The 23896-nt window shown below is 55.4% G+C and carries 18 protein-coding genes and 1 tRNA gene (1 of these 19 cut by a window edge); 6 read left to right on the plus strand and 13 right to left on the minus strand.

Annotation, left to right across the window (positions count from 1 at the left end; all coding sequences use genetic code 11):
• Nucleotides 1–1016 carry the 5' portion of a nucleotidyltransferase family protein gene (locus TM1040_RS00055; RefSeq protein ID WP_193339791.1) on the minus strand. Its footprint begins 1 nt before the window's first position, so the window shows 1016 of its 1017 coding nt (coding positions 1–1016); it begins with the start codon at nucleotides 1014–1016; the stop codon is cut by the window's left edge — 2 of its three bases fall inside, at nucleotides 1–2.
• Nucleotides 1017–1147: 131 nt separating this feature from the next.
• The gene (locus TM1040_RS00060; RefSeq protein WP_011536551.1) at nucleotides 1148–2152 is read right to left on the minus strand and encodes a replication initiator protein A; all 1005 of its coding nucleotides are present in this window, start codon (nucleotides 2150–2152) and stop codon (nucleotides 1148–1150) included.
• Nucleotides 2153–2635: 483 nt separating this feature from the next.
• Here TM1040_RS00060 and TM1040_RS00065 point away from each other — a divergent pair, with 483 nt between their 5' ends.
• Complete coding sequence (locus tag TM1040_RS00065; RefSeq protein ID WP_011536552.1) at nucleotides 2636–4045, plus strand: AAA family ATPase; 1410 nt, start codon at nucleotides 2636–2638, stop codon at nucleotides 4043–4045.
• A 73-nt stretch (nucleotides 4046–4118) separates the two neighbouring features.
• Nucleotides 4119–5249: a ParB/RepB/Spo0J family partition protein gene (locus tag TM1040_RS00070; protein ID WP_011536553.1), complete on the plus strand. Its 1131-nt coding sequence runs from the start codon at nucleotides 4119–4121 to the stop codon at nucleotides 5247–5249.
• Between the two features lie 104 nt (nucleotides 5250–5353).
• Here TM1040_RS00070 and TM1040_RS00075 read toward each other — a convergent pair whose 3' ends face one another.
• The 5 genes from TM1040_RS00075 to TM1040_RS00095 all read right to left on the minus strand — a co-directional run bounded on the left by TM1040_RS00075 (nucleotide 5354) and on the right by TM1040_RS00095 (nucleotide 11635).
• Complete coding sequence (locus TM1040_RS00075) at nucleotides 5354–6658, minus strand: UDP-glucose dehydrogenase family protein (protein ID WP_011536554.1); 1305 nt, start codon at nucleotides 6656–6658, stop codon at nucleotides 5354–5356.
• A gap of 821 nt (nucleotides 6659–7479) precedes the next feature.
• Entirely contained in the window at nucleotides 7480–8481 is a 1002-nt protein-coding gene (locus tag TM1040_RS00080; RefSeq protein ID WP_011536555.1) for a GDP-mannose 4,6-dehydratase, read from the minus strand.
• 127 nt (nucleotides 8482–8608) lie between these two features.
• Nucleotides 8609–8684, minus strand: a tRNA-Thr gene (locus TM1040_RS00085).
• A gap of 580 nt (nucleotides 8685–9264) precedes the next feature.
• Entirely contained in the window at nucleotides 9265–9642 is a 378-nt protein-coding gene (locus tag TM1040_RS00090) for a helix-turn-helix domain-containing protein (protein WP_011536556.1), read from the minus strand.
• Nucleotides 9643–10174: 532 nt separating this feature from the next.
• Complete coding sequence (locus TM1040_RS00095) at nucleotides 10175–11635, minus strand: mannose-1-phosphate guanylyltransferase/mannose-6-phosphate isomerase (protein WP_166485477.1); 1461 nt, start codon at nucleotides 11633–11635, stop codon at nucleotides 10175–10177.
• A 1216-nt stretch (nucleotides 11636–12851) separates the two neighbouring features.
• Here TM1040_RS00095 and TM1040_RS00100 point away from each other — a divergent pair.
• A complete protein-coding gene (locus TM1040_RS00100) occupies nucleotides 12852–13736 on the plus strand; it encodes an ArdC family protein (RefSeq protein ID WP_011536558.1) in 885 nt (294 codons plus the stop codon).
• 419 nt (nucleotides 13737–14155) lie between these two features.
• Here TM1040_RS00100 and TM1040_RS00105 read toward each other — a convergent pair whose 3' ends face one another.
• From TM1040_RS00105 to TM1040_RS00125, 5 genes are all read right to left on the minus strand, one after another.
• Nucleotides 14156–15001, minus strand: a complete 846-nt coding sequence (locus tag TM1040_RS00105) for a DUF4394 domain-containing protein (RefSeq protein ID WP_011536559.1) — start codon at nucleotides 14999–15001, stop codon at nucleotides 14156–14158.
• 45 nt (nucleotides 15002–15046) lie between these two features.
• Nucleotides 15047–15502, minus strand: coding sequence for a peptide-methionine (R)-S-oxide reductase MsrB (gene msrB / locus TM1040_RS00110; RefSeq protein WP_011536560.1), 456 nt, complete (start codon nucleotides 15500–15502; stop codon nucleotides 15047–15049).
• Nucleotides 15503–15572: 70 nt separating this feature from the next.
• Nucleotides 15573–16124, minus strand: coding sequence for a fasciclin domain-containing protein (locus tag TM1040_RS00115; RefSeq protein WP_011536561.1), 552 nt, complete (start codon nucleotides 16122–16124; stop codon nucleotides 15573–15575).
• 121 nt (nucleotides 16125–16245) lie between these two features.
• Entirely contained in the window at nucleotides 16246–16932 is a 687-nt protein-coding gene (locus TM1040_RS00120) for an anti-sigma factor (RefSeq protein ID WP_011536562.1), read from the minus strand.
• Nucleotides 16929–17483 (minus strand): sigma-70 family RNA polymerase sigma factor, encoded by a 555-nt coding sequence (locus tag TM1040_RS00125; protein WP_011536563.1) that lies wholly within the window; start codon nucleotides 17481–17483, stop codon nucleotides 16929–16931. The genes TM1040_RS00120 and TM1040_RS00125 overlap by 4 nt, the downstream gene beginning before the upstream one ends.
• Before the next feature lie 620 nt (nucleotides 17484–18103).
• On the opposite strand from TM1040_RS00125, the gene TM1040_RS20535 reads away from it, so the two are divergent.
• Both TM1040_RS20535 and TM1040_RS00135 read left to right on the plus strand, forming a co-directional pair.
• Nucleotides 18104–20482, plus strand: a complete 2379-nt coding sequence (locus TM1040_RS20535; RefSeq protein ID WP_011536564.1) for a Hint domain-containing protein — start codon at nucleotides 18104–18106, stop codon at nucleotides 20480–20482.
• 361 nt (nucleotides 20483–20843) lie between these two features.
• Nucleotides 20844–21596 carry a hypothetical protein gene (locus tag TM1040_RS00135; RefSeq protein WP_011536565.1) on the plus strand — a complete coding sequence of 251 codons (753 nt, stop codon included), beginning with the start codon at nucleotides 20844–20846 and terminating at the stop codon, nucleotides 21594–21596.
• A 427-nt stretch (nucleotides 21597–22023) separates the two neighbouring features.
• Here the strand turns inward: TM1040_RS00135 and TM1040_RS00140 are convergent, their stop codons facing one another.
• Nucleotides 22024–22380: a nucleotide-binding protein gene (locus TM1040_RS00140; protein ID WP_011536566.1), complete on the minus strand. Its 357-nt coding sequence runs from the start codon at nucleotides 22378–22380 to the stop codon at nucleotides 22024–22026.
• A gap of 1021 nt (nucleotides 22381–23401) precedes the next feature.
• Between TM1040_RS00140 and TM1040_RS00145 the strand changes: the two genes are divergently transcribed.
• Nucleotides 23402–23752 (plus strand): thermonuclease family protein, encoded by a 351-nt coding sequence (locus TM1040_RS00145; protein ID WP_254658800.1) that lies wholly within the window; start codon nucleotides 23402–23404, stop codon nucleotides 23750–23752.
• Nucleotides 23753–23896 lie beyond the last annotated feature (144 nt).

Raw genomic sequence — 23896 nt, forward strand, 5'->3', positions numbered from 1 at the left:
CACGCGCCCAAGCTGTCGAGCGTCCCCTTGGTCTCAGGCATTCGCGTCAACGAGTTCCCAATATGCTCCCGCCAGCGCGGCCCGACTTCCATGGCCGTGGCGTAAGCCTGCAACAGATCATCGGGACGGTCCTCGGCCATCGCCTCGATCAGGAAAGCAGCCTGCTCCCTGTCCTTCGCCGATTTGAGGCTCCCTGCCCCGTCACGACGCCGATCGGCAATGATCAGCTTGTGGATCGCGTAACGTTCCGGGCGCGGCACCTGGACCAGAACGCCGGACCGATAGATCGCCGCCGCATGGATCGGCTCGGCAATCAGAAAATTGAGATAGTTCAATCCTTGCGCGCTCACACCCAATGCTGGCAGATCACGGACGCTCTCATCCCCGAACGCAGGTGTCAGGAACTCGACCAACTGGCCACTGCCGCCCTGGGCCCATCGCCAGCTCCGGCCTTGGTCAAGAGCCGGTAAGGGATCAAATTTGAGTGCCGAGAAGGTCTCGGCCAGGCCCGGGTCGACCTGATCTTGCAACGCCACGCTCAGTTTTTCGAACTGGGCGATATCGATGTCGGCTGTATTGGCCATGCCCGCCAAAGGCAAACGAACACCCAGCTCGCCCTCATAGAGCCGGAAGGCATTCGTCCCGACGATGGTGCCACCCAACCGGAATGTCCCCGCTGCGGCCATGGCCGACAGGATGGACCCGGTCGACCGGTCGGTGGGTGTCATGCCTTCGGCGCGCAGAAGTCGAACGAGCCGAGACCGTTCTGCCTGACGTTCCTTGGCCGCCCCGCGCAGTTCCTCGATCCGTCCGATACGTGCACGTGTCTCGTCACTGTCCTCGCCGATATAGAGGAACCGCATCTCCGTTCCGACGCGGCGCACGGCGTACCAATAGGCCTTGTCGCCGCGCTCTTTGAGCGTTGGCTTGCCTTCAACACCGGACAAGGCCTCATCCTTCAGGAGGCGCACCAGATCGGTATAGGCGCTCATTGCGATACTGCTGAGAGAAATCATGCCTAGCAATTTCATGTTTTGATTGGCACGTACATACCTATCTAAAACTCAAATTGATAGGCAAAAGGGCGAGAGGGCACGACCAAGTCCATCAGAAACGGCGAAAGGGCCGCGCCAAGCGCGACCGCGCCTCAGTCGTTCATCCGCTTTCGCACCCAGCCCACAAAGGCCGCGTCGGGTTTGCGCAGGCGGGGGGCGCCGGTGCGGGCCCAGGTGGCGCGCCAGTCGGCCTCCAACGCATGCACATCCACCCCCGGCATCAACCGGCGCGCCTCGTCGCGGGCCGCCTCTGAAATCACCGGCGGCGGCACATCGACCACGGCGGCCTTCTGGCTGAAGCGGATGATGTCGCCTTCTAGCTCTGCCATCTCGTAATCGGGCAGAGGCTGGCTTTCGATCATATCGCGGACCATCTTGCGAAAGACCCGACGCGGGCTGGCGGAGCCGGATTTCTTCAGGAGGGTCTCAACCGAGATCTGCCAGCTGTCCTGACGGCCGCAGTGTTTGCGCGCAAGCTCGTAGATGCGCCGCTCCAAGGGTTTCCTCAGCCGGAAATAATCGCGGCTCAAGGTCAGCACCGATTTTGACAGCACCGCCCGATAGAGCCAGTCCGACAGCGTCACCGCCACCGAGACCATACGCCCGCCCCGGGCCTTGCGCACGATCTCCCAGCTCTCGATAAGACCAAAACCGGTAGTGATCTCCTGCCCGCCGGTGGTGATATTGGTAGTGATCCGCGTGCCCGCGAGGCGCTCAAAGGACTCGCGCAGGCGGCGATAGGCATCGCCCGAGGTTTCGCGGTTGCAGGCCACCAAGAGATCATGGGCCGTGAGATGCAGCACCCGGCTCACCTGCCGGCCCGCATTGAGCGCCGCCATCAGCTGGCTCACACAAAAGATCAGGATGTCCTTATCGTGAATCGTCGCCAGCCCTTTGACGCTCGGGGTCACGGTGATCTCAGCCCCATTGTGTTCGTAGTTCAGGATGCGCCGGTCCGGGCGCGTGCTGAGGGAAAACAACGGATGCTCCATCGAAGCCAGATCATTCTTAGGCATCGCATCAAAGATATCGCAGAGGAAATACGCCCCCTGTCCTTCGGGGGGATAGCCTCCGGCCTCGCTTAGCGCGCTGGTCATGAATCTGGTCTCACTGCTTTGCCTGCCTCACGATTTGCGTCCTGCTGTACCGCCAGATTCGCTTTCGTGGTTTTGATTACACTCACCCTAGGGTTATCCACAGCCCCGCACAACGGGGGTTCAGAGTCAGAAGATCGGGGGTTCAGAGTCATTTCATCGGGGTTTCAGAGTCATCTATTGCGGAAATAAATGCCCAAACCCCAGTAAAAAAAGGGCTTTGCAGGAGACCATGGGCTGCTTTAACTAGAAATAACACAATAATAACAGGATATCTTTTTTTCATCCTTCCTGTTTCTGTGCCAAAACCGCACCCTCCCTTGGGTTGCAAGTGTTGGAATTACTTAGAAAATTACAGCGACATCATCATAATGCTTCCACATGCCGCCTTTTCTGCTATCTTGTGAGAAAGGCGATACATCGAGGGTTGGGGCCTGGGCAAATCCGGACAACCCCCCTCTCTTCCAGCATGAGGCATGACGCAGGATGGCCAAAGATATCCACAGCAAGGCAGGCACCACCCTGCCCCCCTATTTCAATATCGATCCCGATGCCGCGATGGCGGAGCTCGACCAGCCGACCGACACCGCGCGCTTTGCCGAGATTGCCGAAGGCTGCGCGCGGGGACGTGCGGATCTCGCCAGTCGTGGTCTCAATGAGGAGGGTTCAAAGAACCTGCGCCTGTTCTCCACCTGGGAGATCACCCGCTATCTGATCCCCGTCGCGCAGGCCCATTTCCGCCGCGTGCTCAAGGCCAACCCTGACCTGCCGCAGGGGCGCTCGGAAACCGAGGGCGGTGCCAAATGGTTCACCCTGGATGAGGTACTGCGCCTGCGGGCGTTTTTTGCGGCCCAAGGCTCCAAGGCCAAGAACTACCTCCCCTACCGCCCCGAAGGTCTGCCTGCAAAACTGGTGGCAGTGGCGAACTTCAAAGGCGGCGTTGGCAAGACCTCGACCGCGGCGCATTTGGCGATGTCGGCGGCGCTGGATGGCTACAAGGTTCTGGTCATTGATCTGGATTCTCAAGGCTCGATGACCTCCATTTTTGGAGGAAAGATCGAGGACGAATGGCAGACCGCCTTCCCGCTTCTGGCACGGCACTACGGCGAACACCTGCGGGTGGAAAACCAGCGCCGTCTGGATCGGGGGGATGCGCCGCAGCCCCTCGACGAGAGTCTCACCGCCGCGATGGAGATGACGGCCAAGGATGTGATCCAGCCCACCCATTGGCCCAACATCGACCTCATCGGTGCCCAGCTGAATTTGTATTGGGCGGAGTTCCAAATCCCAGTCTGGCGGATGGCGGCGCGCTCGTGGAAACTGTGGGACGCGCTCACCGACCGGCTCGAGGCGGACGGGGTGCTCGATCAATACGATGTGGTCTTCATCGACACCCCCCCGGCGCTTGGCTACCTCACCATCAATGGGCTCTCAGCGGCGGACATTCTGCTGGTGCCGATGGGGGCGTCTTTCCTAGAGTTTGATTCCACCGGCCGTTTCTTTGACATGCTACATTCCACCTTTGCTTCCATTGAGGAGGGCGAAAACCTCGCGGCCCGTGCTTTGGGTCGCCCCGAGATCGGCTTTGAATGGGATGCGGTGCGGGCGGTGATCACCCGCTACGACGGCGCCCAGCAGGGCGAGTTGGCGGGGTTGGTGCAGGCTTATATGGGGCCAACCCTGTCGCCGCACCGCCAGGACTTCACCGCGCTGATCGGTCAGGCCGGCGAGCAGGTCAACGGGATCTACGAGGCGGATTACCGTGACTTCAACCGTGAGACCTATGCGCGAGGCCGCGAGACATTTGATGAAACCTATGCGGCGTTCAAGCGGCTGCTCAATGGCGTCTGGAGGCGTGAAGAGCTGGCGGTGCAGGAAGAACGAGCGGCCTCCTGAGGCGGTATTAGGATCGGGCTGCGATGCTCTGGGCCTGTGGCTTCGAGTAGCGGCATGAGGAAGGACAATAACAATGGCAAAACGCAAACGGCTGACCCCAGCCCAGCCCACCTATCTCAGCGGCAATGAAAAAGCTGGGGCCAGTGCCCCTGGTCCGCTCTCGATGGGGGCGGCTCCAATTGCGCAAGTGGCGTCTGATACCTCGGCGTCGGCGGCGCTCGAAGAACTCTCCGGTGTGCTGGAGCGTGCCCGAACCAAGGGGCTGATGATCGAAGAACTGCCGCTTGGCGCGATCGACGAGACCTACCTTGTGCGGGACCGCATCGTGCAGGGCGAAGATGACATGCAAGGGCTTATGGAGTCGCTCAAGGCGCGCGGCCAGCATACTCCAATCGAGGTGGTCAAACGCGAAGACGCTCACGGTGAGAAAACCCATGGGCTGATCTCCGGCTGGCGGCGTTTGACGGCGCTGCGCAGACTCTATGAAGAGACATCAGATCCCAAGTTCGCCACCATCAAGGCGTTGGTGGTGCGTCCCGAGAGCGCGGCGGATGCCTATCTGGCGATGGTCGAGGAAAACGAAATCCGGGTGAACCTCAGCCATTATGAGCGCGCCCGTATCGCGGTGCAGGCTTTGGCCGAAGGGGTCTATCCGGATCAACGCAAGGCGCTCCTGGGGCTGTTTCAAAACGTGCCCCGTGCCAAGCGCTCCAAGATTGCGAGCTTTGTGACGCTGGTCGAGGCGTTGGACGATGTGCTGCGCTATCCCACCGCGATCCCCGAAAAGCTAGGGCTGGGACTGGCGCGCGCTTTTGCGCAAACTCCGCAATTTGCACAGGAAGTAGCGCAGAAGCTGAGAGAGCGTCCCTGTGTCGATGCCGAGGGAGAACAGGCACTTCTGAGCGACCTCCTTGCTGCGCATGAGCAAAGTGGAATCGCGGATGTAACTGAAACACCCCCTGCAGTATCTGATCCCGAAGAAACGCCCCAGACTCCTCCCACCTCGGACAGCCCTACTCTCATGCCGCAGGTACGCAGTTTGGATCCGGTTGATCAGAACGAAAATAGTGAACAGGGGAGCATGCCCGTAAGCACTGGTGTACACCTAGATTATTCTCCTTCCCATCAGCGTATCGAGCTAACTGGTCCAGGTGTTGATACGGCTCTGTTGACTGCCCTCAAAGACTGGCTGCGACAGCGTTGAAAGTGAATCCTTCAGGGATACAGGACAAGGTAAAAGATCCTGATGCTTCTGTATCAGGATCTTACTTTTGAAAGAATATCCAAATACAGCAGCGGTTAACCAGCTCAGCGCCCTACTGACATATAGGTTTCAAAACCTGCCTGACGGGCAGACTTGGCGGTATAGATATTACGCAGGTCAACCATGCGAGGTTGTGCCATCTTTCGCGCCAGAGCCTTGAGATCGAGGGCGCGGAATTCATTCCATTCGGTCAGCAACACCACCAGATCGGCATTGCGCGCAGCCTTGTAGGGATCCTCTTCCCATTTGACGCCAGGCAGGAGATCGCGCCCCTCTGCTTCGCCCTGCGGGTCCACCACCCGCACCTTGGCGCCGCCGCCGATGAGGGCTGGCACGATGGTGAGGCTCGGCGCCTCGCGCATGTCATCGGTATTGGGTTTGAACGTCACGCCCAAAATCGTGATGGTCTTGCCGTTGAAACTGCCGTCGCAGGCGTCACGCAGTTTCTCAAGCATCCGCGCCTTAATCTCGTGATTGACGCGCATCACCGTTTCGGTGATCTGCATCGGATAGCCATGATCCTGGCCAATGCGGGCCAGCGCGGCGGTGTCCTTTGGAAAGCACGACCCACCATAGCCGGGGCCTGCATGCAGGAACTTATTGCCGATGCGCCCGTCCAGCCCCATCCCGTGCGAGACCTCCTTGACGTCGGCCCCCACCCGTTCACAGAGGCCTGCGATCTCGTTGATGAAGGTGATCTTGGTCGCCAGGAATGCATTGGCAGCATATTTGATCATCTCGGCGCTTTCGAGATCGGTGGTGAGGATCGGGAAATCGCGCAGGTAAAGTGGCCGGTAGATCTCTGCCATGACCTCGGCCGCGCGTTCGTTTTGCACCCCCACCACCACCCGGTCCGGGCGCATGAAGTCATCAATCGCCGCTCCTTCGCGCAGGAATTCCGGATTGGAGGCCACGTCAAACTCTGCCGCTGGGTTTGATTTGGCGATCACCTGTTTCACCTGCCGGTTGGTGCCCACCGGCACGGTGGACTTGGTCACCACCACGGTATAGCCCTGCAGGGCGGCGGCGATCTCTTCGCTGGCGGCCATCACATACGTAAGATCAGCATGACCATCGCCGCGCCGCGTCGGCGTTCCGACCGCGATGAACACCGCATCAGCTGTGGCAACGGCGGTGGCCAGATCATCAGTGAATGATAGCCGCCCGGCTGCGACATTGCGAGCCATCAGATCCTCAAGCCCGGGTTCGTAGATCGGCGCCTCGCCTGCTTGCAGGCGCGCGACCTTTGTTGCGTCCTTGTCGACGCAGGTCACATCATGGCCGAAATCGGAGAAGCAGACGCCGGAGACCAATCCGACATATCCGGTGCCAATCATTGCAATGCGCATGGGGATGGTCCTTTGTTGTAGCCTCATCGTCCCCTGCTTGAGCAGGCGGAGTGTTGGGGATCAGACATATACCTGGGCATGAAGAGCTGGAACCGAAATTTTATCCGGATCACAGTCTGATGAAGGCGCAGACGTAAAGCAATATGGCGTGGATGATTTAGTTCCGCTTCGGACCTATTGTTTCGCGCGCGAAACAATAGGTCATATTTGCTGACCTATTTGGACCTTGGGAAAATGGAGACCAAGCAAAGCGTAGTTGTGGTGGGTGAAGAGTGTCTGCGCGGCATAAGCCTCCTCAACGACATCAGCTTCGGCGATGGTCGTGGTCAGATTATTGGTCAGAACAGTAGCGGCATTGCGTGCCAACCGATCCCCATATCCGGCTTGTAAATCGCTATGTCGTCTGTCTGTTGTCGCGCGAACTTGACCGTACTCTCGTGCTCGAAATTAGAAAGGTAGATGACAGGGAAAACTCCAGTATGTCGGTTGCCAACTATTGCAACGCGTATCAGAGTGGTTCTTCGCTTTAACCTCTTGCCCCACGCTTCATAAGGTGAAGCATTGGGAAAGATATATATGTGCGTACCGAGGTGAGAGCCAAAATCTTGCGCGGATCATAAGCTAATTGAGGGCACGCAGGTGAGGCAAAAAGGTGTCGGTATAATAGGTCCGATTCGTACCTAATGTTTCGCGCGCGAAACATTAGGTCAGTATTTATGACTTATGTGGTGCGGAGCTTCGAAAGCTCATATCGCTTAACTTTGGGGAGGTAACTGGATGATTAGACCGCTCACGGCGTGGAAGCAGCATCTATTTTCTGGTCAGCTGGCATAATAACCTCGGTACCAAGCGACAAAACGGGCGACACCCTCTTCGACACTAACCTGAGGCTCATAGCCGGTAAGCTGGCTCAACAAAGTGGTGTCTGCCCAGGTTGCCGGCACGTCTCCTGGCTGCATCTCCATCAAGTTCTTTCGGGCGGTGGTCTCTAGCGCGGTTTCTAGCGCAGCAATATAATCCATCAGCGGCGTGGGTTTTGAGGCCCCGATATTGACGATCCTGAAAGGGGCAACTGGGCTCAGGGTGTCTTGCGTAGAGACAGGCGTATCACCGGGCACTGCCTCAATCAGTCCGGTGATACCCGCCACCAAATCATCGATATAAGTAAAGTCTCGGCTCATGCGTCCATGGTTATAGACATCGATCGCCTCACCGGCCTCTATCGCTTTGGTGAACTTGAACAACGCCATATCCGGTCGACCCCAGGGGCCGTACACCGTGAAGAACCGGAACATCGTGGTTGGTAGACCATAGAGGTGTGCATAGGAATGAGCCATCGTCTCGCCTGCCTTTTTGGTGGCGGCATAAAATGACATTTGATGATCTGCTTTCTGGTGCTCATCGAAAGGGATGTTGGTATTGGCACCATAAGCCGAAGACGTGGAGGCAATCATTATATGCTCGGGCGGATGCGCGCGGGCAGCTTCCAGCACTTCAAAAGTACCTATCAGGTTGGCCTCGAGATAGTCGCGCGGCGCGTCAATTGAATGGCGCACTCCGGCTTGAGCGGCCAGATGGATCACCGCATTGGGTTTGTGGTCAGCGAGTAGGCCCATTAAGCGCCCTGGATCTTCGAGCTTGCCGATCACAGGGATGAAATTATCGTTGACCTCCAGCATAGCGTGGCGGCGCCTTTTTAAGGCGATGTCATAATAAGGTGAAAGACAATCGAGCCCTACAACCTGCCAGCCTGAGGCTAGAAGATAAGTCGCAAGATGGTAGCCAATGAAGCCAGCCGTGCCGGTGATGAGAGCGGTTCGCATGGCCCTTAGGTGGCCTGTGTGGACGGGGGTGTCAATGCTCCCTGCGGGAGCACAACTCAGGGATGGTAGAAAGCTGGAAACAAGATATGTGAGGCAAACGCAGGAACAGGTATTCTCCGGTGCCTTATGGTGCCCCCACACGGACTCGAACCGCGGACCTACTGATTACAAATCAGTTGCTCTACCAGCTGAGCTATAGGGGCTTTGGCGTATGCACTAACTTCTGCGAAAAAACTCTGCAAGTGCAAACCTCTCTCAAGTTCTGGTGGATTATTGCTCTTGATATTATGAGGATCTGCCCTTTTGATATCCTTCGGTCGCAAGGAGCCTCCGCAGATTGGATTTTGGTATTCTGCTTCTCCGCTTTGCGCAAGTGCGGCAGTCCCGGCGTTGTTAAATTGCTCATATGCTCGGCGCACTTGTCGCGGCATTTGTTGGCCAGAGATGTGTACGGCCTAGTTTCACTTTAGCCGTGTCGCTTGAGCACAGGCTTGCGCGGAGTATCTCTCAGGCCACCCAAGATCTGTTCGCTCAAAGTACCGGCATAGGGGAAGGCTGCAGCACTTTGGTTTTGGGGTGTCGTATCTCTTCCCAAAGCTTCGTTTGTGGCTAGAGCCGGAATTATCGGTAGACGCTTGATGACTTGCAGAACGCTCGGGGCAGGTATCGCGGTGGGGGGCGTCCGTGCAATCTAGGACGTCTAATCAAGAACAGGGCGGGAACTGTTTGTTTGGGCGCGCGGTTGTTTGCACTCATCAATGTTTTGCGGGGGCTGCGGCAAAACTAGTCTGCGGGTGTGTTGTCCGTTAAGCTTTTGGCAAGCTGGAGGAAAATGGGTCGCTGATGTTTCGGGATCTTGTAGTAGCTCTGCACAAGTGCGATGGCTTCCTTCTCTTGAGATGCGGTTCTATGAAATTCATGCGTGTCGGATGTCTCCTGTCTCGGATCAAAACCTTCGAAGAAATACGTCACATCTACGCCAAGAACCTTTGAGATATCCCATAGTCGAGAGGCACTGACACGGTTCGATGCCACCTCATAATTCTGTATTTGCTGACACTTGACCCCAACTTTTTCCGCAAGATACTTTTGCGTCTCGTCGACTGTCCAACGCCGGGTTCGAATGCGTTTCCCGACATGAATATCTACCGGGTGCGGCATGGATCTATCCTTTTTTAGAAATGCTTTGCTTTAAGCTTGAATGATATGGAGTGCAGACCAAAAGTCCAGCTCGACACAGGCCTATGTGTCTAACCTCGCTTAGGCCGCAGTCGCAATATTCGTTGGATAAGCTGAATGATGAATTTGTTTGGCTCTGCTGTCCAGAGTTTACAGATGCATTCGTAAGGCTTCAGTCCAATCAGGATCTCGAAACCGCGGACGAAGTTGTCGGCGCTATAAAGTTCGCAGGGTACATTCTGCGCTAATAACAGTTCTCATAGGGGTGTCGCTGGACTGCCGCTTCTTTTTTTGCGCTGTTCCTCCGCTGGGCTTGGCGGTTGGTCTAACGATGAGTGTGTTTGGTTGGATTGTGCTCGATCCCATTGGCCTCACAGATTATATCGTACCGCATTTGCCTAAAGGCTGTTGTCACCGTGTGCGTGACCGTGGCGTTCCCATGACGAGCCTGTCACTGAATGCGTCCTTCCGAGCTCGACAAAGGATTACGCCATCAATCCGTGAGAGCAAATATCTAGGCCCTCGCGTACACGTCTTCGTAGCGGATGATGTCGTCTTCACCAAGGTAGCTACCCGTCTGTACTTCGATAAGCACCATGGGCACCTTCCCAGGGTTTTCCATTCTGTGAACTGCTCCAAGCGGAACATAGATGGACTGGTTCTCCGTTACTAAACTGACTGTATCATCTACGGTAACTCGCGCAGTTCCTTCGACAACAATCCAGTGCTCAGAACGGTGATGGTGGCTTTGTAGAGACAAGGCAGCACCTGGATTGACGTGAATGCGTTTTACTTGAAACCGCTCGCCTACAATAAGACTTTCAAACCACCCCCAAGGGCGATGATCTTTGGGAAACGCTTCAGCTTGTCGAACAGATTTTGCTTTTAGTGTTTCAACAGCCTTTTTCACATCTTGAGCACGGGAAACATCAGCTACAAGCACTGCGTCTGGCATAGCGACCGTAATAATATTCTTGAGGCCAATACCGACAACCTCAAGACGTTCATCTTCGGAGCGTAGCAAGCTGTCCGTGCAGTCTATTGCACTGGCCCGACCGTGAATGACGACGCCATCCTGATCCGGAACTCCTTCACGCCAAACCGCATCCCAACCGCCTAGGTCAGTCCAGCCACCTGCATAGGGAACAACAGCAAGATTTTCTGCCCGCTCCATGACGGCATAGTCAATGGAGATGTCTTCGGCGCCTGACCAAGCATCAGGATCAAGTCGCAAGAAGCCGAGATCATGCTCTCCAAGATCTAATGCCGTTTGGACAGACACTAACATATGTGGGCAGTGAGCTTTAAACGCTTGGATTATGCTCTCAACGGAAAACAAGAAGATACCTGCATTCCATAAGAAGTTTCCAGATCGGAGCATGTCTTTGGCAGTGTCTAAATCTGGTTTCTCGACGAACCGCTTCAGACCAATAACTTTAGGCTCAAAATCTTCAGGCTTACTAGCAAGCTCAAGATACCCATAGCCAGTCTCTGGACGGTCCGGCTTTATCCCAAATGTAACCAGTTGCCCTGCTTGTGCCGCAGGCTCTGCGGCTGCAATGGCTGCACGAAACGCCTCTGAATCTGGTACAACATGATCAGACGGCGCTACAAGCATCAGCCCATCAGGATCGTGTTTCTGGAGAAAGAGAGCAGCTGCCAGAACTGCAGGTGCAGTGTTTCGACCTTCCGGTTCAATCAAAATGGCACCCGGGTCAATACCCACTTCTGCCATTTGTTGGGTTACAATAAACCTAAAGTCAGAATTGGTTACAACCATCGGAGAGGCAAAGCCCTCTCCGGCCAAGCGCTGAGCTGATGATTGAAAAAGCGTGATGTCCCCAACAAGAGGCGCAAATTGTTTGGGGTAGCTTTTTCGCGACAAAGGCCACAGCCGCGTTCCTGAGCCTCCGCATAGCAAAATAGGATGTATCACCTGACGCACTGCCCCTTCTAACTTAGCTGCGACGAACATCTTTTGATGCCCATATAGTAAATCCTGTAAGCTCACTGACGTTGAATCAACGATAGCCGTCCAACAGGGCTGAAAGCTGTACTATCCGGTGGACGCTACTTTTGGCAACTATCGGAACCAAGAAGAGAGCGCAGGCAGAGCGCTTGATCGTTGCCTGATGAGTGCACTTTAGCACAGATGGGTCAACGACCACCATGTTACCGTGATCGGTTCTTCTTGGGGGTATGCAACGCTCGCCATCCTGCGTTTTCGGATGATTGACAGGCTCGAGGGAGAGATGACATCCGGTTGATCTCTATTTGGGGTGTGCCCGCCGAGAGTGGGCAGAACTTGTGTGGTTGGCTGAGTTCTTTATCGCTGGCGGACCATATTTGACGATGGCTTTCTTTTTCAGAGCCTCGCCGCAGAAGTCGGCGTGCATTTTGTGTGAAATCCGCCTGCTCAGAACTGTACGCGACGCACCGTCCATGCTCGTACGAGAGATAAGAAACTATTCCTCGCTGGCACGAAGGCGATGTCAGTGGATCAAACCTTAAACAGAGCGATCTGGATGAGAATATATAACCATTGCACGATGAGATCTGCGAGGATGATGGTCAACGTAAGAACTTTGGGCGTCGATCATTGCAGAGCGCCACATATCTCTAAATTTAGCCTGAGGGTGTAGGATGCTGCCGAGAAGTGAATGGTCCGGATTGACCATTCCAGTGACCTGCAAGACGTTAGTCGCTGAACTCTTGTCATCTATTCCCGGCTTGCGAGAACAACGCCATCTCAGAATGTTTTGCATTGAGCAAAAGCATATCCTGTAGCTCGAGAGAAATCCTGTGACCCCGGCAAGGTGCCGGCCTCGCTTTCAGCAGTAGGCAGGGCAGGGGATCGACGGACTGACGCCCGCTCACCCCAACCCTGACAGTTTCTAATCCTGTTGATCCGCCTGCCATCCCGGCAGGTCCGAGAAAACCGGCAAGCGCCGCCTTTGGTGTCGGTTCCGGTTGAGAATTCCGGTTCCTCCCACGCGCAGGCGCGCGGTTCCCTCCCAAACTCTCGCCCTTCACCCGGTTGTCACGGCCCCACCAGGCCGCAGGACAGGCTTTGCCCTTACCCGCTCTGCCGTCCGGAATGCATGGGCATTCCAGACAGCAGAGAAGGAAGGCCCGCCCATTGGCGGAAAGGGGAAAAGACCCGGCCCGCGTCACGCGAAGGAGGGTCACAAATGACCGCAGAGAAGTTTGACGTTTATTCCCATGTCACCAATCAGATCATCGCGCAAATCGAGGCGGGGGCGCCGCCTTGGCGCAAGCCGTGGACCGGTGGAGGGACAGGGGGTAGCTTGCCGGAACGGTTCAACGGCAAGGCCTATCGGGGCATCAACATCCTGATGCTTTGGGCAACAGCGATGGCGAAAGACTACAGCTCAGCCCGCTGGATGACGTTCAATCAGGTCAAACAGCTTGGGGGCCATGTCCGCAAGGGTGAGAAATCCGCTACCGTGGTGAAATACGGCACCGTCGAGCGCGAGGACGAGAACGGCGAGGAACGCCAGATTCCCTATGCCAAGGCCTACCGCGTGTTCAACGCCGACCAGATCGACGGCTTGCCCGCCGAGTTCTACATCTTGCCCGATCCGCCCCGTGATCTTGGCACCGTGGCAGATCCCGCGATGGAGGCTTTCTTTGCCGCGACCGGCGCGCAGATCGATGTGACCAAGGAGCCGCGCGCCTACTACAGCATCAAGACCGACCGCATCCATATGCCGCCAATCGCGACCTTTCACAGAGCCACAGGATATTACGGTACCTTGGCGCATGAGCTGACCCACTGGACAGGGGCAACAAAGCGGCTGGACCGCTTGGGCCGGTTCAATGACCGCAAGCTCTACGCGTTCGAGGAACTGGTCGCCGAGATTGGCAATTGCATGCTTTGCACCCAGATCGGGGTGGAGCCTGAATTTGGGCAAAGTGCCGCCTATGTTGAAGGATGGCTGGAGGCAATGAAGGAAGACAGCCGCGCGATTTTCCGCGCTGCGTCCGAAGCGCAGAAGGCCGTGGATTATATCATGGAGCGTACCGCGCAGGCCGATCGGATGGCCGCCGAGTAACAGCCCGCACCGCCGCAATGATCGAGGCTTCCGTCAGAAGGCGGGGGCCTTTTGCGTTCTGGCGTGATCCAAGTGGGGGTGGTTTCAGGATGACCTGTCGGCGGGCAACCTAAAAGCCACCCGCCGACAGGCCCGACGCTTCGCGTGGACGGGCATTGATGCCCGAAATCGCCGATTGGGGCCTGCTGGGGGTCTCCACTCATAAGCTGACCATTGTCCGGAGAGCTGACTTAACTGGCCTTTGCAGCACGCGCGCCAGTTTCCTCCGGTTTTGCTAACCGTTCCACAAACGGTCGTTTTTGCCGGTGACAGAAACATAAGGGTTTTGACTGGTCGATTGCTCATCAATGCTATGAGCCTAAGCAAAAAAGGCGGCGCGAAGGTGCGCCGCCATTAACTCGTTACCTACTGCTTGCGGGTTACATACCCGTCGACACTGCAAAGCTAGAGACGTCCGACGTGCCCAAATCCGCGAGCAGGGTTGCCGCACCTGATGTCACATCGATTGCATAGAGCCCGGCTGTATCTTGCCCGTCGATTTGCAGAACAGCGTAGGCCGCGTCCGCGCCCTCTTCTGGCGAGACGATGTCGAAGCCGCCAACCGGCAAAACGTCGGCCGGTTCACCACCGATTGTGATCAGGCCGATGGATTCAAGTGTACCGGCGTTGTTTGCCAGGCTCACGAGCGCATTTGCGCGCGCGTCTAGTGCGTATTGGAAGGTACCGCCCGCCTTTGCGCCGTTGATAGCGTTTGTGTAGGCGTTTGCGAAGATCAAAGGCTCGACGCCTTCCGACATGTCACCCTTAGCATAAAACAGATCTGTGAAGCGGCGGACGGAGTTCGCGCGCTTATCGCCAAAGTCACTTGGGAAATAGACTAGGTTCTCGCCCGTGGAGCCAACCGCGCGCACCGCATCGATCTTGTTGTTGAAGTCGAACGCAACCACAGAGCCGTCAGCTATAATGGCGTCGTCCGTGAACGTGGCGGACTGGTCCATTGTCTCTCCGGTCATGGGATTGATCGTCACGATCATGCCATCGGCGAACCCAACCAACTCGCGGGTCACCGGACGCCAAGCTATGGACCGAACCGGTGTAGACAGCGTGATGCTGCGCACTTGATCTGGCGTGGCGATGCTGTCCATCACCATCAGGCTGGTGCTATCGCCGGACAGGGCGTAGCCCATCGTGCTTGCGTGGCCGTCGGCCATCACCGGAGCCGCAAGAAGGGCGAGGGTTGAGGTCCAAGCTGTAAAACGAAACATTGGGTGTCCTTTTCTTTTGGGGCTGTGCAGGGGCACGGCATTTGTTCAGGTGCGGAAGGCCAGGCTGACGCCATTGAGACAATGTCGTTTGCCGGTTGGCTGCGGCCCGTCCTCAAAGATGTGGCCCAGGTGAGAGCCACAGCGGCGGCAATGCACTTCTGTCCGGGTGGCAAAAAGGCTGTTGTCGGGCTTGGTGCCCACGGCGTTTGGCAGGCTTTGCCAAAAGCTCGGCCAACCGGTGCCGCTGTCATACTTGTGGGCAGAGCTATAAAGCGGGAGATCGCAGCCTTTGCAGTGAAAGGTGCCTGAGCGGGTTTCGGTATCCAAGGGGCTGGAAAAAGCCGTCTCCGTCGCCTCTTCACGCATCACGGCATATTCCACATCCGTCAGCATCGCGCGCCATTCGGCCTCGGATCGTGTGATCTCGAAAGGTCCTTCAGCGGCGCGCAGCGGCACAGCGGCAGAGCACAACATCCCGGCGATTAGTGTCCGGCGTTTCATCGGTGCCTCCTGGTCGTTTGAAAGACTCCCCTCGCACAACTCGAGGGGAGAGTTAGCGCAGTGAGCGGTTTTATTTCGGGACCAGAACCGCGTTCACCACGTGGATCACACCATTGGATTGATCCACATCGGCCACGGTGACTTTGCCCGCATTGCCGCTTTCGTCGAAGATGAAGACGTTGCCACCAACAACCTTGGCGGACAGAGCATCCCCGGACACGGCGTTGAAATGATAAAAGCCATCAGGGCTCGACTTGGCTGCCGCGATGATATCGGCTGCCGACCAGTCACCAGCCACGACGTGGGCGGTCAGCACCTTCTGCAGCATTGCCTTGTTTTCAGGTTTTAGCAGTGTCTCAACCGTACCAGCGGGCAGTTTGGCAAACGCGTCATTCACTGGCGCAAACACGGTGAATGGGCCTTCGCCCTGCAAGGTGTCCACCAGATCAGCTGCCTGAACGGCGGCAACCAAAGTGGTGTGGATCGGGGAATTGACAGCATTCTCGATGATGTTGCGCTCTTCGAGCATTGGCGCGCCACCAACGGTGGGATTCATGGCAAAAGCCGCAGTGGCCAGGGCGATTGCAGCGGTCGATGAGGCAACAAGTGTCTTGAATGTCATGGTCTTTCTCCTTTTTGAAGCGAGGCCGTTTGGCCTTGCGATGGAGAAGACACGGGGGATGAGCGAGAGAAGTTTCAGAAAAAATCTGATTTTTTGCAAAAAATCAGATTTTCTCTTCTTATTAGGTGCTTGTCACAGGCCCAACCGCCAGAACTTCACCAGTAGGCGCCCCTGTCGGCGAGCCGCCAGGAGGTTCATCGCTGATAGCCAATAGACCATTTACCAGTCTCTCAGCGATGTCTGGTGACACGTCGATTTGTGTTTCCACCTCAGCAGGCAGTACGCCCAGGGACACAGGCGTATCTGTACCCTCGGCAATCAACCAAAGCTCCAGCACACGGCCCGAGCGCGCGGCACCCGCCTCGCGGGTCAACTCAAGCGCACCCGTCTCTGCAATGAAGCGCGCCGCAACAACGAGCGTGCCGTCGTCCGCTACGACATTCGCAGTGAAGGTGGGATCAAAGCTTGGATTCTGCATCAGTACAGGGGTCAGTAAGACAGCCCCCACCACAATCACAGCGACGGTCACACCACCGACCAGCAAGGACCACAAGGACCGCTTAGGTTTGACTGTGTCCGGGAAAAGTGCGGCGTTGAGTTCGTCTTTGACCGACCCCGGTGGGGCGACAGGCGCAATTCCTTCGGCCATAGCGACAAAGCTCTCATCCCAATCGCGCACCAGGTCGCGCAAGGCTGGCTCCAAGGCCAACCGCGCTTCAAAGGCAGCCCGCTCATCCCCTTCAAGAAGATGCAAGACGTACTCACCGGCCAAGGCCGCATCGTCGTTATGATCTCCTTGCTGGCTCATCGGCTCAGGCAGTCCTTTAGTGTCAGCAGGCTGCGGTGCAGCCAGGTTCGCATTGTGTTCAGCGGAACATCGTATCGTGCCGCGAGGTCTTTATAGCTGTCGCCGTCCAGATAGGCCCGGCGCACCGCTTCTGATCTATCTGCTTGAAGTTCTTCAAAGCAGGCATTCAGCCTTTGTCGTTCCGACGAGGCTATCGCCTCCGCCTCGGGTGTCGGTGACCCGTCCGACAGATCGTGCGCATCGTCGATGTCCACGTTGCCCGCTTTTCGAGCCCGCAGACGGTCAATGGCCGTGTTCCGCGTCAAGGTGATCAGCCAAGTCATCGGACTGTAGCCATTGGCTTTATACCGGTCTGCTTTGTGCCAGACCTTCACAAAAACATCTTGCAGCGTGTCCTCAGCTTCAGCCCTATCTCCCAAGACACGGAGGCAGACGCCAAAAAGTTTCGCAGAGGTCGCATCATACAGGAAAGAAAACGCCGCCCGATCCCCAAGGCCCACACGCATGATCGCGTTTTCGATATCATTGGTATCGGTCAAAAGGGTCTGCATCCTGTAGTCTCGTCATGGAACCATGCTTCAGCGATCTTGGAAAAACCAGTGGGAATTCAAAATGAGAGCTGCGGGCAACTGGAATGCCAAACCCCATGTCAAATCGCATGTGTCACAAATGATCGTTTTTGGCACACTTCTCGAGAGCAGACGTTCGTGCGCAGTGCAGCATCGGTCACTCCGAGCTCCTAGCGGTCGATCTCGGTCATTCCATTCATAGGCAGCGGTGAGCCGCCCCAGGGCGTTGACGCAGGGTAATCACTGGTCGTACGACCCGCCTGTGAGATTAGGCATAGTGTGCCGAGAGGGGGCTGTGGAGACACGGTTCCCCTTTTCCTATGTGGTCTCCATTTTTAGCTAGGGCCCACTTCGCTGTTGTTCGTGTCTACAGCGGCGAAAGCCGCCTCTGAGCCCAGAATTCTCAGTTTCCAGATCACAGCAAATGGCGGCTACGTGCACTTGTGCGGGGACGGGACGAACAGCACTGGTATCAAGGAATTACAGCAGCGTTCAGCCAGCTTCGTACTTTGATCGCCAGTCGCGTTGCCTTACTTCAACAGCGCATGCAATAACCCAAAAGACCTTTTCCAATTAGTGCGTTCAGCGGAGCAGTTAGTGAGATGGCAGATAACGACAGTGGCACTCCAGCTACCGAAAGCAATCAGACACTCACAGGAACCGGAGCGGACGACCAGCTATCTGGCGGGCTTGGTGATGATGTCATCACGGGTGGCGCGGGTGACGATGTTCTGCGTGGTGACGGTCCAATTGCAGGTTCTTGGCACTATGAAACCTTTGATCGCAATTTTACCTCTGCGAATGGGCAAGCTTTTGACTTTGGAGGTGATGCAAGCGAGCGCACAGGGTCCGGTTATGTCACTGACTTTGATGAATCCAGCCTAACAAACGCTATTCGCGGAACGACAGGAAACCCAGGCGATTTCGGTGTTATCTACACCAGCACGCTGAATATTACCGATAGTGGCGTCTATACGTTCGCGACCAATTCTGACGACGGTTCGACAATCCAGATATTCGACAGCGCAGGTACTCCCGTCACGTTCACGCAGGGTGGGACAACTGCGGACTACATGAACAACGACTTTCACCAGCCAGCTACGACAAGATCTGGTCAAGTCACGCTCGACAGTAATGAAACTTATACGATCCAGGTTCGGTATTGGGAAAATCAGGGTGCAGACGTTCTTCAGGTTACAGTCGATCCGCCTGGGTCGACGGGGGCGGTCAATATAAATGACAGTGGCCTGGTGGGGGTGCCCCCGGACCCTGATTATTCGACAACGGGCGTACCAGCTGGCGTTGAGGGAGACGACTTTCTCAGCGGAGGTGCGGGAAATGACACCCTTTGGGGCGATGGAGGCGACGACACGCTCAACGGTGGTGCGGGTGACGACATCATTGATGGCGGCAGGGGGGCAGACACGATCGATGGTGGATTTGGGCTCGATACCATCGACGGGGGCGAGGAAGACGACATCATTGCAGGTGGTGAAGGCAATGATGTGATCACTGGTGGTGTTGGTGATGACATCATATTTGGAGACGAGTTCGACCCCGGTGCGGGGAATGAATATTTTTATGTGGGCAATGCCTACATTGCCGACGAAAACTATACCATCACCGGGTCAGGCGATTTTGCGGGCCCCACAGCGAGTGAAATTCAAGTCACAACTGATCCCGTCACAATACGGTTTCTGGATGATGACACATCCTTGGGTGGTGATGACGGGGCAAATGAAGTCAGGGCAGACCCGACATTTCAGAGGGTTGAGATTGATGGGGTCGAATATGGGGCGAATCTGGATTTCAGCGTTACGTTTGAAGATCCCACGGGCACTGTCTACCGGTTTGCAGTGCTCGATGTCGACTTTGATGGGGACGGCTCCAACCAAGATGCCAATGAAGACGGCCATATCCTCATACAGATCGATGGCCCGGCCATCGTGCCCGGAACTGTTCTTGATACTCGTAGTGGGTTTCAGAACATTTCCGCAACCGACTACGACGCTCTGAGAGCAGCGACTGCATTTAACGACACCATTGATGGCGGAGATGGTAATGACACAATCGAAGGTGGGCGTGGCAATGATGCCATCACAGTAGGTCGTGGTGATATAGCTACCGGTGGTGCGGACGCTGATACTTTTACGTTGGATTTTGGTCAAACCAGCACTGACGGATCAATGGTCGTTACCATTGACGGCTCAACTACCGAGATCGACGGAGTTGACAATGATAGCTTGGACCTGACTGGTTTTGGTACGTTCACTCTCACACAGACCACCGACACAGACGGTAATTCAACAAGCGGTACAGCAGTTTATGCAGATGGAACGACTGTCAACTTCACCGAAATTGAAAATCTGATTGTGTGTTTCGCAAAAGGAACACAGATCAAGACAAGTGATGGTATTCGCGACATTGAGAGCCTGCAAGTTGGCGACAAGCTCGTAACCAAAGACAATGGCCTGCAGTCTATTCGGTGGATCGGCAAGCGGACGCTGAGTGAAGACAAACTAGACGCCCACCCAAAGCTCAAACCCATCCGCATCAAAGCGGGCGCATTGGGCGAAGGGATGCCTTCACGTGATCTGATTGTTTCTCCACAACACAGGATCGTTGTTCGGTCCAAGATCGCAATCCGAATGTTTGACACGCAAGAAATACTTGTGCCTGCAAAGCACCTGATTGGCCTACAGGATGTGTCGATTGCTGCCGAAATGCGCGAAGTGACTTATTATCATTTGTTGTGCGACAATCATGAGATCATCGAGGCAGATGGCGCATTCGCTGAGACATTATACACGGGTACAGAGGCGATGAAAGCGATGTCGCCAGAGGCACTAGAAGAGATTATGCTGATCTTGGGAGATCAGTTCTCGACGCGCCGACCATTGGCCAGGTTCACGCCAAAGGGTCGGCAGGCCAAGAAATTGATAGAACGTCATATCAAGAATGATCGAGCGGTGTATTGTTAACTCGGTGGAAGAACAGCTGCGTGCACCTGACGTCTGACTTGGCGCCGTCAGGCAAGTTGAAGTGCAACCATAGACTTCAGTAGGACTACGGTTATCCGCCTGACCTGCCCCCTTCGCCGGCCCCTTGCGTATGAAGATAGTCTGCGAGTTTGTGCCTTGCCCCCCAACTTTGAACCATCGAACGCGGCAAAGCTGGAACCGTTTTCGAACCGCTCGCCTTTTTACAGTATGAAGAGGGCCTTGGTTCCCTGTGGTGTATTGGAGGACGGTTTTAATATCTGGATCAATTGCTTCTGCCATGACCTCTCGGTACTTTGCACTTCGGCGAAGCCGAAGTGCATTGAGTTGAACGGGGACGAACATGAGCGCAATCGAAGCAGCCTTTCTCGGCCACCCCACGGAAGCAGAAAAGGTCAACTTGAGCGACTTCTCCAAGCTGGTAAAAGGTGACACGATCACAGTTTTTCTCGACAATGAACAACACGCGCAAATCGAGTGGCTCCATGATAGGGTCGAACGAGACTTGGTTTACGGTGCTGTAAGGCTCAAGGATGGGCGCACTCTGCCGGTTGATTGTTATCTCGAGAACATAGGTTGTGGCCTTCTCTTTGACACCTTCAATTCGAAAGCCTTGAAAGACGGCTGCTCTGAGCACATCCAAGGGACGGTTTTCCTGTCTATGCCCTTGCCATCTCAGTTGCCAAAACGTTGGCAGCGCAGTGGAACTGGGCCAAAGTACGCGAGTTTTTCCGGCCGGGAGAAAACGACGATCGAGGAGTTTGTTGAAGATATCAAAAACAAGGGTTTCTCCGAAGGTCCCAGTTGGAGAGGTAGTGGGTTCGATATCAGGTTGCCGATCTGGCAAACGAGCTGGCAGAAGCAAGACTGTGATGTAAATGTTCGTGTTACACGGAAACGGCAGGGCTTTTTGAGATCTGCAAAGTTTCTGGTCTCGGTATCCGACCATTCTCACAGGCCAATTTGGAAACACGGAACACCTGTGATTTCTGAGGACGGGCTATTGCTTGATGAAGCGATTGATGCATTGTTATTAGGCCTTGATATAGCGTGGTCGAAGTCACAGGAAGTGCCGATCATTCAGGCTGCGGATTGAGAGCTTATAGATCGCTTTTGGCTTCTAAGGGTCAGTACAAGTACTTCGAGCAACGACAGCAAAGTTGCGCTTCCCCTCCGTGCGTGCCGATATTGATTGTCTAGACCTGCGGGGAGGGGCAGCGCCTTGCGTTGCTCCTGCAGCAAGAGGGCATCGCCCTGGTTGCAGCCTTCCAAACGTTGCAAAGAGCGCTATCTGCGCGACGCTGATACTTGCGCGAAGGGGAACATCTTCCTGGTCAGCTGAGGTGATTTAAACATCCGCTATTTGAAAGCCCTTGGCGCGTGCAGGCGTGCTTGTTCTAAGCCTTGCACGGATCTCGAGTGTAGGCCTGACGAGTGGCATCACTGATGCTGAAGCGTTCGGCAAATCCGGGGCGGTTTATGTTTCTCCATGGCTGGCGTCTGTCGGACAGCCGGACCGCAACTTATCGTTGTGTGATCTGTTCTGGTGAAAACACTATGATCTGGGGCTTACCTTTGTAGAGGTTGATGGTTCCACCTATAGCTACGGATTTCCCAACTAGACCGTCTAGATTTTGGAACTTATGCGCGTGTTTCTTGAAAATGACGCCATAAAAGACATGATTGGGAAAGCGACCGCCGAAGTTGATAAAGGTCGTGCCATTCCGACTTCTCGACACTTGAGAAACCACTCCTTCAACCGTCGAGTAGCTTCCTATGTTCTGAGCTGCTTCACGAGGGCCGATAGTCTCCGCGTTGACGCAGGTTGTGAGAAACAGTGCAACGCCTAGTGCTGAAATGAACTGAAATACGTGGCGCATGAAGATCTCCAAATCAAAATTTGATGTGTCTACTTCTCTCGAGAGGTTCGGGCACGTCTGTGTCCAGAACACTTGTGCTAAAAGCTTGCAAGTGGTTCAGTCAGCGTTCTGCAACGTGAAAAAAGAATACTTGGACCTTCGCTCGGTAAAACTTCGATACTCGCTCAGGGCTGGTTGGTGTGGTTGCCCCGCAAATTTACGGTATCGCAGCAGTTACGCTTCGAGGCCTTTACTGCCCTTTTCAAACTGAAATTAGACATTTGTATGGCGCTACGAATTCCACATTAAGGTCATAGCTTTCACACAGTTTGGTCAACGCTCACACGCATGCTTCTTCCGTATGGTCGATCCACAGGAAAAGCGACATGATAAAGAAAAGTCTTTTTATCACTGGTGTGGTCTTTCTAGGCCTCTCAGGCTGCGCCGAACAAACGATTTATGACCGGTACAAGGCAGGTTTACCTGCGGAGAATGTACTTTATCTCGCAGGAGCTACCGAAGCGTCCCGAAATAGGGATGTAACCAACTGCCAAGTGTATGCGGCCCAGCAAGTCCCACAAAATCAAGTTATCCGAACAAGCTCCTCTTACACAACACCAGTTCAGACAACTTGTAACCATATTGGTACGCAAGTCTTCTGCAATACTTCCGGTGGCCAGACATATGGCGGTGGTACCTACTCGGTGGATGCCAATGCAAATTTGCGGTCACGCGTTTATCACCAGTGTCTTGCAGATAGGGGATATCGCTATGTCAACCTTCCGGCCTGCCCGGCTGGTGTCGTCCTTAAAAACAGGGGTAAGCTTCCTCCTTTGTCGCGTACGACATGCTATATGGCGACGCCCGATGGTCGATCTGCTATCGGCGAGTACTAAGACTGTTTGCCGAATACCCTAGCTCGCATCCCCCCGTTCGAAGGTTATCGTTGCGTGGTGTCTTCGGTTTGGCTTGATGGGCCGTAATAAGGAGGCGCACTTTGCGTGTCTTGATCGCTATTGTCGTTGTCTTTTGCGCCACCTCTGTGTTCTCGGCCTCCCTGCATGTACGGGACGCTGATACCATTATTGTCGATGGTACCCCTGTTCGTCTAAACGGTGTTGATGCGCCTGAGCTGAAGACCTCAGCGGGCAAGGACGCCAAGCGATGGGTGGTCAACTATCTCCGCGGTAAGTCAATCACCTGCAAGCTGAACGGAGAGCGCACCTATGACCGGTGGGTCGGGATATGCTTCGCGGATGGAGAAGACATTGGCGCTGCGGTAATCGCGGCTGGCCATGCTCTAGACTGCCGGCGGTATTCAGGCGGCAGATACCGCAACCTGGAGACTCCTTCGGCCCGATCGCGGATTAAAAGAGCCCCTTACTGCGACTGAGTTCTGCTAGGCATCGGCAACTGTGTTCCGCATACGTTTCAATTCTCGGAGTGTATGGACAGGTCCCTGGTTCTTCATATGACGTGCGAGTGTGGTCGTGCCGGTAAAGTCGAAACCGAACTCTATGCAGATCATCGCGCCGTA

The organism is Ruegeria sp. TM1040 (genome assembly GCF_000014065.1).
In the GTDB taxonomy this organism is placed as follows: domain Bacteria; phylum Pseudomonadota; class Alphaproteobacteria; order Rhodobacterales; family Rhodobacteraceae; genus Epibacterium.